Source organism: Phaeobacter sp. SYSU ZJ3003 (assembly GCF_041300735.1).
In the GTDB taxonomy this organism is placed as follows: domain Bacteria; phylum Pseudomonadota; class Alphaproteobacteria; order Rhodobacterales; family Rhodobacteraceae; genus Phycobacter; species Phycobacter gallaeciensis_A.
Window position 1 is genome coordinate 110,811 of the sequence record NZ_PXNU01000031.1, and the last position, 10,214, is coordinate 121,024.

At 62.3% G+C, this 10,214-nt stretch carries 10 protein-coding genes; 2 read left to right on the plus strand and 8 right to left on the minus strand.

Annotated features, from left to right (window positions below; genetic code table 11):
• Positions 1-72: 72 nt before the first annotated feature.
• A complete protein-coding gene (locus tag C6W91_RS12545) occupies positions 73-603 on the minus strand; it encodes a gamma-glutamylcyclotransferase (RefSeq protein WP_274832889.1) in 531 nt (176 codons plus the stop codon).
• A gap of 69 nt (positions 604-672) precedes the next feature.
• Between C6W91_RS12545 and C6W91_RS12550 the strand changes: the two genes are divergently transcribed.
• Positions 673-1,671 (plus strand): DUF2125 domain-containing protein, encoded by a 999-nt coding sequence (locus C6W91_RS12550; RefSeq protein WP_370570898.1) that lies wholly within the window; start codon positions 673-675, stop codon positions 1,669-1,671.
• Between the two features lie 36 nt (positions 1,672-1,707).
• Here the strand turns inward: C6W91_RS12550 and C6W91_RS12555 are convergent, their stop codons facing one another.
• From C6W91_RS12555 to C6W91_RS12570, 4 genes are all read right to left on the minus strand, one after another.
• Positions 1,708-2,547 carry an extensin family protein gene (locus C6W91_RS12555; protein ID WP_370570899.1) on the minus strand — a complete coding sequence of 280 codons (840 nt, stop codon included), beginning with the start codon at positions 2,545-2,547 and terminating at the stop codon, positions 1,708-1,710.
• Entirely contained in the window at positions 2,544-3,464 is a 921-nt protein-coding gene (locus C6W91_RS12560) for a prephenate/arogenate dehydrogenase family protein (RefSeq protein WP_274832886.1), read from the minus strand. Before C6W91_RS12560 ends, C6W91_RS12555 begins: the two co-directional genes overlap by 4 nt.
• The gene (gene hisC, locus C6W91_RS12565) at positions 3,461-4,552 is read right to left on the minus strand and encodes a histidinol-phosphate transaminase (protein WP_370570900.1); all 1,092 of its coding nucleotides are present in this window, start codon (positions 4,550-4,552) and stop codon (positions 3,461-3,463) included. The genes C6W91_RS12560 and hisC overlap by 4 nt, the downstream gene beginning before the upstream one ends.
• Before the next feature lie 131 nt (positions 4,553-4,683).
• The gene (locus tag C6W91_RS12570) at positions 4,684-6,108 is read right to left on the minus strand and encodes an aminotransferase class V-fold PLP-dependent enzyme (RefSeq protein WP_370570901.1); all 1,425 of its coding nucleotides are present in this window, start codon (positions 6,106-6,108) and stop codon (positions 4,684-4,686) included.
• A gap of 103 nt (positions 6,109-6,211) precedes the next feature.
• Between C6W91_RS12570 and C6W91_RS12575 the strand changes: the two genes are divergently transcribed.
• Positions 6,212-6,673: an Lrp/AsnC family transcriptional regulator gene (locus C6W91_RS12575; protein WP_370570902.1), complete on the plus strand. Its 462-nt coding sequence runs from the start codon at positions 6,212-6,214 to the stop codon at positions 6,671-6,673.
• Between the two features lie 52 nt (positions 6,674-6,725).
• On the opposite strand, the gene C6W91_RS12580 is transcribed toward C6W91_RS12575, so the two are convergent.
• From C6W91_RS12580 to C6W91_RS12590, 3 genes are all read right to left on the minus strand, one after another.
• A complete protein-coding gene (locus tag C6W91_RS12580) occupies positions 6,726-7,298 on the minus strand; it encodes a PA14 domain-containing protein (RefSeq protein WP_065272857.1) in 573 nt (190 codons plus the stop codon).
• A 205-nt stretch (positions 7,299-7,503) separates the two neighbouring features.
• Positions 7,504-8,124, minus strand: coding sequence for a 30S ribosomal protein S4 (gene rpsD, locus C6W91_RS12585; protein ID WP_065272856.1), 621 nt, complete (start codon positions 8,122-8,124; stop codon positions 7,504-7,506).
• 269 nt (positions 8,125-8,393) lie between these two features.
• Entirely contained in the window at positions 8,394-9,461 is a 1,068-nt protein-coding gene (locus C6W91_RS12590; RefSeq protein ID WP_370570903.1) for a Hint domain-containing protein, read from the minus strand.
• Positions 9,462-10,214 lie beyond the last annotated feature (753 nt).

The following is a 10,214-nucleotide window of genomic DNA, read 5'->3' on the forward strand; positions in this document are numbered from 1 at the left end:
GGGGCTCCTGCCTCTTTCAGTGCTCTTGTCGCGCCTGAAGCCTACAGGGAAAGAGAGTGCAAGGCCAAGGCTTTATGCTGTGATCTGCCGCACGCGCCCCGCCAGCCAGTCCAGATCTTCATCATTCAGCCCGATCTCTGCCAGATGGCTTGCGGTATTATAGAGGTATTCGGTGTTGGGGCCCCGTCCGCCCACCGCATGGGCAATGATCCGGGCTTGTTCCTCAAGGCTCATCCCGCCGCAGTACTGCACATGATGGGGGTCGATCACATAGGTCACCGCAGTGACGAGATCCCCGGTGTGCAGCTCCACCTCCAGATCCCGCTCGACATAGGCCGAGGAGATCAGCTCACGCTCGCGCAGATAATCCAGCGTCTCGGTTTCAGCGCCGTTTTCCACCGCCAGAGCAAGGCCCGTGCAATGAGCCCCGGCGACCTCATCCAGTGCCAGAACCAGACCCGGTTTCTCTTCAGTGCCGCGATGGTGAACCGAACTCATGCAGAAGGAGCGCGCATAGCCCTGCAGCGTCGCGATCTCGCGGCGCGCGACGGGAAATCCCGGGTTCCACAACAGTGATCCGTATCCGAACACCCACATGGTCATGACAACTGGTCCTTTCTGATCCCTGTCTGTAAACAGCAAATCTGCTCCGGGCAAAAGAGGGTCTTTGGCATGCGCGTTGTGAAACTTCTGGTGGCTGCCGGGCTGGTGTGGAGCCTGTATTGGGCCGCCAGCGCCTGGGGCCTGCGCAGCGGTATTGCCCAATGGTTCGGCGAACAGGAACGGCAGGGTTGGCTGGCGGAATACGCTGCGCTGGAAAGTTCCGGTTTCCCGACAGCGCACCGGACGCGCATCCTGCATCCAACGCTGGCCGACCCCGGAACCGGCGCCGCCTGGAGCGCGGACTGGATCAGCCTCTACAGCCTTCCCCTGAAGCCGCAGGAGGTGACGCTGCAGTTTCCCCCCGCCCCGCAGCGCCTGTCGCACTATGATAAGACAGCAGTCCTGCAGGCTGCGGACTTGCAGGCGGACTTGCAGCTCGCGCCCGGATCAGCCATGTCACTGGAACGGATGTCACTGCAGGCGGCAGAGTGGAAGATATCGCGGGCGGGTAAGGTCCTGCTATCCGCCCCTGCCTTTAGCCTGGACATGACCCGAACGGGGGACACGGAGAGCTATCGCATTTCGGCCCGGGCAGAGACGCTGACCCCCCGCGGCAGATTGCAACGGATGCTGATCTCAGCCGAAGAGCTGCCACCCAGCCTGACCGATGTCACGCTCGCGGCGGATGTCCTTTTTGACACTGCATGGGACCGACGCGTGCTGGAACTGCGCCGCCCGCAACCGCGCCGGATCACCCTGACGCAGGCAGAGGCGCATTGGGGCACCCTTGCCCTGCGGGCCAATGGCAGCGTGGATGTGGACGAGGCTGGCCGGATGAGCGGTAAGGTGGATATCAGGGCAGAGAATTGGCGTGGCCTGCTACGGCTTGCAGAACGCTCCGGCCTGCTCCCCGCCCGCCTGCGCAGTGGCACCGAACGGATCCTGGGGCTGCTGGCTCAGATGCATGGCCGCGAACAGGATCTCGATATCGCCCTGTCCTTCTCCGACGGGCAGATGTTTCTTGGTCCGCTGCCGCTCGGCACCGCTCCCCGCATCACGCTATACTGAGGAAGCCATCGGGCGCGCTGACGCGCCCGGTTCCTGTCAGCGGCAGTAGGATCCGCCCCGGTGTCGCGCCACATCCAGATGGAAGTGATCCTTGTGATAACGATCCGCGTCGGGTCCCAGAACCGTGCCAAACGGACCGCAGGCCGCTTTCCAGATCTTGCGCAGCTTCCTTCGGGTACGGCGCTTCTGCCAGCCTTCCAGAACGGTGATCGTCTCACCATCTTCCAGGGTGAAGCCGGAAATATCGATCGCCTTGCCCTTGCCATGCTCCGAGATGCGCGCGCCCGGACGGTTGTTGCGGGTGCGGCAGGAATAATGCGCAGCCACTCGCAGCGACACTACGCGGTTGCGGCGGCCAAATGCCTTTTCCACGTCCCGTTCGACCCAGCGGTTCAGCGATTTCGCCATATCGCAGGTCATCACCGATTTCTTGCTGAGCCGCACACCCGCGACCGAGGACACCCGGACCGCCGATTTCGCACCGCAGCCCGGTAGAGAGCCGACGACAGAGCCAACCGGCTCTCCCTGAATATCGATATCGCCGCAGACCGAGGTTTTACGCAGCTTGCGCCGCTTGAACAGCACCTGCTGAACAATGGCATCGGGGCGCAGGCTGGGGCGCAACGAACTGCCCGGCCCGACATCGGGCAACGTGGCCGCACCCAGCGCCGCCACGGCTAAGGTTTGCTCTGCCATCGGCCGCCCTTGTGGTCGCATCAGCTCGGGCCCCGCCACGGTAGAGACCTCAAGTTCGGGGGCCGGTAAGGCTGCAATGCCTGCCGGGCGCCCGGCCGGACGCAAGGAGTCCTCTGGCGCCGTTGCAGCGGCGGCATCGGCCAACAAAAGGCCCAGCGCAAAAGCAGCCCGGGCGATCATGTCTTCTTTGCCCGTCCGAAATCCGGTGCATCCGTATCCTGCCCGGCCTCGATGATCCCGCGGCGGATGGCGCGGGTGCGGGTGAAATATTGGTGCAGATGCTCCCCGTCGCCGGTGCGGATCGCCCTTTGCAGGGCGAAAAGCTCCTCGGTGAAACGGCCCAGGATTTCCAGCGTCGCGTCCTTGTTGGTCAGGAACACATCGCGCCACATGGTCGGGTCCGAGGCCGCGATCCGGGTGAAGTCCCGGAAACCAGCAGCCGAGTATTTGATCACCTCGCTGTCGGTCACGCGGCGCAAATCGTCAGCAACCCCCACCATGGTATAGGCAATAAGGTGCGGCGCGTGGCTGGTGACAGCCAGCACCAGATCGTGGTGATCCGCATCCATCTCATCGACATTGGCGCCCATCCCCTCCCACAGCTCGCGCAGGCGCTGCACGGCATCGGGGTCGGTGCCTTCGACGGGAACCAGAAGGCTCCAGCGATTATCAAACAGTTCGGCAAAGCCTGCCTCGGGCCCGGAATGCTCGGTGCCCGCCAAAGGGTGCGCCGGGACGAAATGCACGCCATCGGGGATATGCGGCGCGACCGCCTCGATCACATGGGCCTTCACCGAGCCGACATCAGACACCGTGGCGCCGGGTTTCAGCACGCTCGCAATATCCTGCATCACCACGCCCATGGCGCCGACCGGCACACAAAGCACAACCAGATCGGCGCCCTCCGCAGCCTCAGCGGCGCTGTCACAGACGCGATCACACAGCCCGATGCGCCGGGCAGTGTCCCGGGTTTCGGCGCTGCGAGCATAGCCCGTGACCTCACCCGCCAACCCGGCCCGCTTCATCGCCCAGAACATCGAAGAGGCGATCAGCCCCAGCCCGATCAGCGCGACACGGTTGTAGACTGGCGCGCTCATGCTGCGCCCTGCCCAGCTTTGAAGGCCTTGACCGCGGCAGCAACCGCGCGGCAGGCGGCCTCGTCGCCGATGGTGATGCGCAGCGCATTGGGCAGGTTGTAGCCCGCCACCCGCCGAACGATCAGCCCCTGCGCCTTGAGGTAATCATCACAGGCCTCAGCCTCGGCTTGGCTGGCAAAGCGCGCGAGGATGAAATTGGTGCAGGAGGTATCCGAAGGCACCCCAAGTTCGGCCAATGCCTCGGCCAGCCAACCGCGCCATTTGGCGTTCTCCGCGCGGCAGTGGTCGACATAATCGGTATCCCGCACCGAAGCCTCTGCCGCGGCCAGCGCGGTGGTCGAGACATTGAACGGTCCACGCAGGCGGTTCAGAACGTCGATGATTTCCTGCGGGCCATAGCCCCAGCCGATGCGCGCACCGCCCAACCCGTAGATCTTGGAGAAGGTGCGGGTCATGAAGACATTGTCACGCTCAGCCACCAGCGAAGCGCCTGCATCGAAGCCTTCGACATATTCGGCATAGGCGCCATCCAGCACCAGCAGCGCGCCCTTCGGCAGGCCATCGGCCAGACGCGCCACATCGGCAGCGCCGATCATGGTGCCGGTGGGGTTGTTGGGGTTGGCGATAAATACCAGCTTGGTCCGCTCGGTGCAGCCCGCAAGCAAGGCGTCCACATCCGTCACCCGTTCGCTTTCGCGCACCTCGACCGGGGTCGCCCCTGCCGCCTGCGCGCTGATGCGATACATGGCAAAACCGTGCTCGGTATAAAGCACCTCGTCCCCCGGCCCCACATAGGCCTGACACAGGAAGGCGATGATCTCGTCGCTGCCCGCACCGCAGATGATCTGCGCCGGGTCCAGCCCATGCACCTCACCAATGGCGGCGCGCAGCTCTGCATGATCCGAGCTCGGATAGCGATGCATCGTCGCAGCAGCCTCGCGCATCGCCTCGATGGCGCGCGGGCTGGGGCCGAGAGGGTTCTCATTCGAGGAGAGCTTTACCGTGTTGCTCACCCCATCCACATGGGCAGCCCCACCCTGATAAAGGGCGATGTCCATAATTCCGGGCTGCGGTGTGATCTGGGTCATAAGAGGGACTCCTTGGTTCCGCCCCGTTCATACCCGCGCACAACGCAATCGAAAAGCCGCAAGATGCCCTCAACAGACGCAGTGCGCTTTTTGCGCCGCCTGTCGTCCTGTGGTCGCCGACCCTGGCCTGATCAGGCTGCCCTTGGCTGGAACCGCGCGGTCGCCGGGTCCGCCTCGTATCGCGCAGCCAGATCCTCGGCCCGAAGGGCCAGATCATTGACGCTGTCGATGATATATCGCGCGGTTTCATCCGGCATCAGGTAGGAAAAATTCAGCCGCACCCAGCCGGGTTTGCGCAGCTCCTTTCCGGCCTGAAGATCCGCGAACAGCGCGTTTGAATCCTGCGCATCGATATCCAGAAGCCGATGCGCATAGGGACCTGCACAGGCGCAGCCGCCCCGCGCTTGAATGCCATAAAAGTCGCTCAGCATCCGGGTGAACAGCTGCTGATGCACGGGTCGCCCCGAAGCCCCTCGGACGGTGAAGGAAAACACCGGCAGGCGCGGCGCAGTCGGATGGCCCAAAAGGGTCAGCTGCGGATTGCCCTGCCAGCCCTCCCGCGCCATGGCGCCGAAGCGGGCCTCCCGGCGGGCGATTTCAGCTTCACCCACGGCTTCCTTGACCAGAAACGCCAGCGCGGCGCGAATATCACCGATCACGTTCGGTGTCCCCGCCTCTTCACGCGCAGCCAGATCCGCGCTGTAGGCATGATCCCAAGGCGAGACAAAGCTGACCGTGCCGCCCCCGGGCCAAGAAGGGCATTTGCGGCGCACCGCAGTGCCATTCACGATCAGCACGCCCGATGCACCGGGCCCACCGGGAAACTTGTGCGGCGAGACGACCACTGCATCCTTGCGCGCGCCCCCCTTGCCGCCCATGTCGATCGGCAGATAGGGCCCGCCCCCGGCGTAGTCCCAGACCGCAAGCGCGCCATGGGCATGCAGCAGAGCGCTGACCGCATCCGCATCGGTCAGGATGCCGGTCACATTCGAGGCCGCCGAAAAACTGCCGATCTTCAGATCGCAGGCGGCATATTCGCTCAACGCCACCTGAAGGACCTCCAGATCAGGCCCGCCCTCCGCCGCTTCGGGGATCTCCACGACTGTTGCGCGGCTCTCCCGCCAGGGCAGAATATTGGAGTGGTGTTCATAAGGGCCGATAAAGACCACTGGCGCGCGGGCCTCATTCACGCCCAGCAGGCTGACCAATCGGTTCAGACCAGCGGTGGCCCCTGACCCGGCAAAGATCACCGCATCCTCCTGTTTTGCCCCGGTGATCCGCGCGATTTCCGCGCGCGCAGCGCGGCGCAGGCGGGTCATATGGGCACCGCAATAAGAGGCCTCGGTATGGGAATTGGCGTAGAAGGGCAGAACGTCGGAGACGACGAAATCCTCGACCGACCGCAACGCCCGGCCAGAGGCGACATAATCGGCGTAGACCAGCGGCACCATTCCATCGGCGCCAGGGATCTGCACGCCCTCACCGATCAGCTCATCTGCCAGACGCCCTTCGCGGGCCGCATCCTTCAGGGTTTGTTTTATGGTGGCAAGGATCATCTGTTTCTCCGCTCTTCACCACAGAAACTTGACCCTCTGGAGCTGGAAATACTCCGCCTAATTTTGATTGATGGCACGCAAATTTGTGTCATATGATCGCTAAATGACAAATAACCTAGATCATATTGATCGCGCCATCCTGCGCTGCCTTCAGGGGAATGCCAGCCTGTCACAACGGGAACTCGCCGAAAAGGTTGGCCTATCGCAGAATGCCTGCTGGCGGCGGCTAAAGGCGCTGAATGACAACGGCGTGCTACAGGGGGCAACCGCGCGGATTGACCGCGCGAAACTGGGACTGGATCTGGTGGTCTTTGTCATGCTGCGCACGCGCCACCATTCTGCGGACTGGCTGGAAACCTTCCGCAGGCACGTTCTGACCATCCCCGAAGTGGTGGATTTTCATCGCATCGGCGGTGATTACGACTATCAACTGAAAGTGGTCACCGAAGACATGACCAGCTACGACAAGGTCTACCAGCGCCTGATCGCGGGGGTAGAGCTGGACAGCGTTACCTCATATTTCGCGATGGAGGCCATTGCCGAAGGACGCCCCCTGCCCCTGTGACTCACCAGGGTGATCGATCAGGGCGCAGGAAGGCAGGAAGGGACCGGTGTGATCAGTGGCCGAAGGCGGCGTCAGGCATCCACTTCATCCGCGCGCCTTCCGCGCCCATGCGCATGTGAAGGCAAGCCGTGCCAAGGCGCTGAAAATACAAGGCATCCAGCGGATACCATCCGGCTACCGGCACTTCGACTTCGGTCATGACGGTGCTGTCACAGGTCTGCCGCCCATCGAACTGACCAACGATCTGCCCGCCGATTTTCGCCCGCAGCCCGTCATTGGTCAGGAAATCGATATTGTAGACGCCGGGTTTGTCAAAGCGGACATAGCCCGTGATCCGGGCTACCACGTGCTGGGCTTGTTTCGACGTTAGGGTGATGTCGCCTTCGTTGGTGTCCCGATGATCAAGGCCTTTCAGCGGGCGCCCGGCTTCGGATCCCTGTTTCAACGCCGCCGAAGCCTCGGACAGGGTGCGTACGTCCTGCGGATAGGCATAACGCACAGCAAGACCGGAGCGGACGCTACCCGGCTGCGGATCTGCTGGTTGCAGCTTGACAGGCGCAGCTGCCAGGGCCGTTGCCAGTGTCATTGAAGCTGCGGCCAGAAACGTGCCGAATACTGTTCTCATCTTGGTCACCTCAGTCTGATGGGCTGCGCATTCCCAATGCTCGGCCCCAAGCCTACAACTGGATACGCCAAATAGACAAATGAGAATCGGCCGCTCAGCACCATTTCGCCGCGTGAAATTGGTAGCGGCGGGTCGCAACGACTGCCAAAATGGAAAAGGGGCCGCCCGAAGGCAGCCCCTGCGCAAATCCCGAAAGGGATCCGACTTAGTTTTTGGCGTAGAATTCGACGACCAGGTTCGGCTCCATCATCACCGGGTACGGCACATCGCCCAAGGAGGGGGTGCGCACGAAGGTGGCTTTCATTTTGGAGTGGTCGGCTTCGATGTAATCCGGAACGTCGCGCTCGGCCAGCTGAGTGGCTTCCAGCAGGACAGCCAGTTGCTTGGACTTGTCGCGGACCTCGATCACGTCACCCTCTTTCACACGGTAGGAGGGAATGTTGACGCGCTGGCCGTTGACCAGAACGTGGCCGTGGTTGACGAACTGACGGGCAGCAAAGACGGTCGGCACGAACTTGGCGCGGTATACGACGGCGTCCAGGCGGCGCTCCAGCAGACCGATCAGGTTTTCACCGGTGTCGCCTTTGACACGCTCGGCTTCACCGTAGATGCGGCGGAATTGCTTTTCGGTCAGGTCGCCGTAGTAGCCTTTCAGCTTCTGCTTGGCGCGCAGCTGGATGCCGAAATCGGACAGTTTGCCCTTGCGGCGCTGACCGTGCTGACCGGGGCCATATTCACGACGGTTGACCGGGGACTTCGGACGGCCCCAGATGTTTTCGCCCATGCGGCGGTCGATTTTGTACTTGGCAGACGTGCGTTTGGTCACGGCTGATCTCCTTTATTTATGGCTCCGCAATTTGATCCGAAAACCGGTTCCCACTTTTCGGATTGCGGACGCAGGGCCAGCAAACCAGATCAGCCAGAACGCAGCCGGGCAAACGGCGGCTATAAAGGGCGTTGTCCTCTTGCCTTGCGGCATGACAGGGATCCCCTTGCGGGGGCCACCAACACCAATGAAGCCGCGCTTATACAGGCAGCCCCGCCCGTGTCAACACCTGCGAACAACGGTATTTGCCATTCAGGGAGCGAAACGGCCTAGGCCGCCTCGTGCCGCAGGATTGCGGCCTCAGATGCGGTCAGGTTGCGGCGGGCAAAGGCACCATAGCCGAGCGGATTTTCATCAATCCCCGGCAACAGGGTCAGCAGCCGCTGCCGATCCCCTTCCGACAAGGCACTAAGAGAGGCATTGGCCGGATGAAAGCTTTCGCTTTCCACGCCATTTGCCCAGAGCACCTGATGCTCTTCGAACAACAGGTGAATATAGGTCACTTCGCGCAGCTGGGTATCCGGGGCAACGCTGGTCCCGTTGATCAGGTCCCGCGCCGCTACCAGCACTTCGGGCGTGTTGAACAGCGCCTGCACGCGCGCGCCCCGCAGCAACAGGCGGTGTTCCGGGGAGACCAGAAGGTCTTCTTCGGGGCGGTCCAACGCCAGCGCCCCAGCGCGCACACGCACCGGACGCAGCGCGGGGTAGACAAACAGGCGGGCACCACTCATCCGGCGTGCACCGATCCAGCGGATTGCCTGGGGACCGTTGTCACGGGTCTGTACCAGATCACCCGGGCTGAGCCGTTCAACCGGACATGTCCCGCCCGGCGTGTCGATCAGGGTCCCGGGTGTAAAACAGATCAGTCCTGTGTCGGCGCCATTCTGTGGCTGCGCCCTCTGCCCCACATTCAGTGAAAGGTGCACAACCCACAGCTCCGCATCCCGCGGCGGCAGCTCATCCACAAACATCAGCAGCGGCAGCCTGCTAGCCCCGACATCGATCAGCGTCGCGGTGTATTGACGGATCCCATCGGTGACGACAAAGCCCCTGTCCGGAACCGCATCCGCCTGATCATCTGCTTCGGGGACTGCGCCGGTGTCCAGGGCAGCGCCCACCAGCCTGCGCACCGACCGCGCGGCCCTGCGCCGCAGATCCGTTTCACCCTCTGCCACTTCCAGACGCAACAACTCCGTCGGCCCGTCCAGGCGCAGGCTGTCCCCATGCCACGACCAGGCCGCCCCGATCCTCAGGGCATCGGTCGGCGCGGACGCCAGACCGTCCAATTCTGTTTGCGACCAAGAAATGACAAACGTGCCAGTAAAGCCCGTTTTCATTGCTCTTGCCTGCCTCGGTTTTTGTTATTGTGCAGAACGTACCAATGGCCGTTGTCCAGTGAAAGGTCAAAGTCCGGCCGCCGCCTATCCTTGCCTACACAGCGGCAGCAAAGCCACAAATTCATCGTGAGTGCCACGATGGCACCGCACAACCTACCGCAGAAGCCGCCGGTTCACACCGGTCATTCTCTCCCCCTGCCCGGCTGGATATCCTGTCCGGCGCGGCGTGCCATGCGCCAGCCCAGTAAGAGATACCAAAAGGTCAAAATTCCTGTCTGATTTTCCTTCGCCGACCCAAGGTAAAACTCCCGCAAACCACCATTTTTATTGCAGTTTTTGCGCCACCTAAACTTTGCTGATGCTCTATCATCAGATGGCGCCTAGAACCTTCGAGATGCGCGGCTTCTGACGCGACACAAAGCCCGCACCCTCCCCTTTAACGCGAATAATTTGAGCGATTTCAATGCCCTGCCAATTGTCAAAAAAATGGATAGGAAAATCTACTGCCCTGCAGCGAAAACCCCTCCAGAATACCCTGCTTACGGCCACCCGCCGCCGCAGCGCGTTTTACAGATTGTTAGCCACTGTGGCGAATAGTGACAGGGTACCCCAATGTGTGTCAGGGGTTGAACGTCGGCCAAGCCCACTCCCGGGCGATCTGAAGTGCCATAGATCCCCGATGTTAGGGAACGTCTGAACAACGTCTTCGGCTGCGCCGATGTTGCCGCTTGAGGGCAGTTTGGGGCGGTTGAG